2 protein-coding genes are annotated in these 2,475 nt (G+C 36.2%); both read left to right on the plus strand.

From position 1 onward, the window contains the following. The first annotated feature begins 143 nt into the window (after positions 1-143). Positions 144-884, plus strand: a complete 741-nt coding sequence (locus ACQQ5U_RS19340) for a phytanoyl-CoA dioxygenase family protein (protein WP_437400099.1) — start codon at positions 144-146, stop codon at positions 882-884. Positions 885-1,119: 235 nt separating this feature from the next. Next, positions 1,120-2,268 carry a Fic family protein gene (locus ACQQ5U_RS19345; protein WP_437400100.1) on the plus strand — a complete coding sequence of 383 codons (1,149 nt, stop codon included), beginning with the start codon at positions 1,120-1,122 and terminating at the stop codon, positions 2,266-2,268. Positions 2,269-2,475: the final 207 nt, after the last annotated feature.

Raw genomic sequence — 2,475 nt, forward strand, 5'->3', positions numbered from 1 at the left:
GTCCGCTCACGCGGACTCCTTGGCAAACCACGCCATAAGATGATAAGAAGGAAAGTTCTTTTGACATGGTTGAACGGATTTCGTTATATTTCCGTAGAAATCACAGCACTACGTTTAGCGCTCTGTTGTGTGCAAGCTGAAAAATGAACTACGAAAAGAACAAAATAGAACTTGAAGAAAATGGATATTCCGTTTTAGCTGACTTATATTCGGACAAAGAAATAAGCGGAATTTTAGCTTGTATAGAAAATACTGAAAAGGAAGGAAATTCGTTTATGAAAACAAAGGATTTATTTGCGATTAGACAATTAATTAAAAATGTGCCTGAATTGACCGATTTTCTTTTTAACGAAAAACTGACTGAATTAATTTCTAACCTTTCCGAATCTGAATATTTTCTAACCAAAGCAATCTATTTTGACAAACCAAGCGAATCGAATTGGTTTGTTGCTTACCATCAAGATTTAAGTATTTCGGTTGACCAAAAAACAGAATTGGAAAATTACTCTAATTGGACTTTTAAAAAAGGACAGTACGGAGTTCAACCACCAATTGAGATTTTGGAAGACACAATAACAATCCGGATTCATTTGGATAAAACGGACAAAAATAATGGGGCGTTAAAAGTGATTCCGAAATCTCACTTAAACGGAATAGTTCGAGCTGACTCGAAAGATTGGAATTTACAAAACGAATTTATCTGCGAGGTAGAAAAAGGCGGAGCAATGTTAATGAAACCTTTGACTTTACACGCTTCGAACAGAACAACAAACGGAAAGAAAAGACGAGTAATACATTTAGAATTTAATAAACATAATCTGACTAAACCGTTGAATTGGTTAGAACAATACGGAATAAAAAAGCCAGCACACAACAATGTATAACCGCAATTACGGCGGATTCGACTACGTCCGAATCCACTCGGAATTGCTAAAGAAGTCTGTACAAAACCGAAAATTAACGCATATTAACCCGTAACTGACGGTTATACGAGACCGTTACCGCCAAGCAAAAAACGAACGTCTGCGGAGAAAACCACCGTTAATTAGAGCATATTTTGCGGAGAATATTTGAAATGCGGAGAATAGACAGTATATTTGCCGCATAATTTGCGGAGATATGGCATTTTACATTCATAACAGAGAAAATTGGACTGATTTTACTTGGGACAACAAGAAGGTACTATTGAAACTAAGTGAAACTAGAAACTTACAAGGAAAACTACTTGGAAGGATGGAATCGCTTGGATTTGATTTGCAGAATGAGGCCATTCTGAACACCTTAACGCTTGAAATTGTTAAATCATCAGAAATCGAAGGTGAAATTCTAGAATCAGAACAAGTACGTTCTTCAATTGCTCGTAGACTTGGCATTGATATAGCAGGTGCAATAGAATCGGAAAGACATATTGATGGAATCGTGGAAATGATGCTAGATGCAACTCATCGATATGATTTACCTCTTACCAAAGAAAGACTATTTGGATGGCATTCAGCACTATTTCCTACTGGTTGGAGTAACATGTTTAAAATAACAGTAGCAGATTGGAGAAAAGACATAAAAGGTTCAATGCAAGTTGTGTCAGGACCATTGGGTAGAGAAAAGGTTCATTTTGAAGCACCAGCTGCAGAACGGATAGACTCTGAAATGGATAAACTTCTCGATTGGATTGAAAATGAAATAGAAGTAGACCCTGTTCTTAAAGCTGCGATATCCCATTTATGGTTTGTAACCATACACCCATTTGAAGATGGAAATGGAAGAATAACAAGGGCAATTACTGAAATGATATTGGCTCGCTCAGACAATAGTGTTAAAAGGTTTTATAGTATGTCGGCTCAAATTAGAGTTGAGCGGGAACAATACTATGAAGTATTAGAAAGAACGCAGAAAGGCGATTCTAATATAACTGAATGGATTTTGTGGTTTTTAGAATGTTTGCAAGAGGCTATAAATTCAACTTATGATTTGCTTCAGAGAGTTTTACAAAAAGCGGAATTCTGGAAAACTCATTCTTCAACAATTTTCAATGAACGTCAGCAAAAAATGATTAATAGGTTACTTGACGGATTTACGGGAAAACTTACAACCACAAAATGGGGTAAGATTTGTAAATGCTCTCAAGACACTGCTCTACGAGATATTCAAGACTTAATTAAAAAGGATATTTTACAAAAAGAACCAAGTGGAGGAAGAAGTACAAATTATGAATTGGTAGAAATACCAGGCGGTAACACGGTATATAAAACATTTGGCGGAAAGTGCTAATTTTAAGGGTAGTACATTTAATAAACCTGGTAACGGTTTTATAGAGAATCGCTTTGAAATGCCAAACGTTTTATATACCCAACCGTTGTGAACAATTCGCCAAGGGCGAACTTTAATCTGCGCAACTTCGTTGCAATGCATCTTAAAGTAAATTGTTCACAACAGAGCGCTAAACCAAATTGCACCTATCGCACTACCCAGAATATC

Origin of the sequence: Flagellimonas lutimaris (assembly GCF_051494225.1) — a bacterium.
Classification (GTDB): Bacteria; Bacteroidota; Bacteroidia; order Flavobacteriales; family Flavobacteriaceae; genus Flagellimonas; species Flagellimonas lutimaris_A.

Excerpts from the sequence above, each read along its gene's own strand:
- ACQQ5U_RS19340 (WP_437400099.1), top strand. The coding sequence starts at position 144 with ATGAACTACGAAAAGAACAAAATAGAACTTGAAGAAAATGGATATTCC.
- ACQQ5U_RS19345 (WP_437400100.1), top strand. The coding sequence starts at position 1,120 with ATGGCATTTTACATTCATAACAGAGAAAATTGGACTGATTTTACTTGG.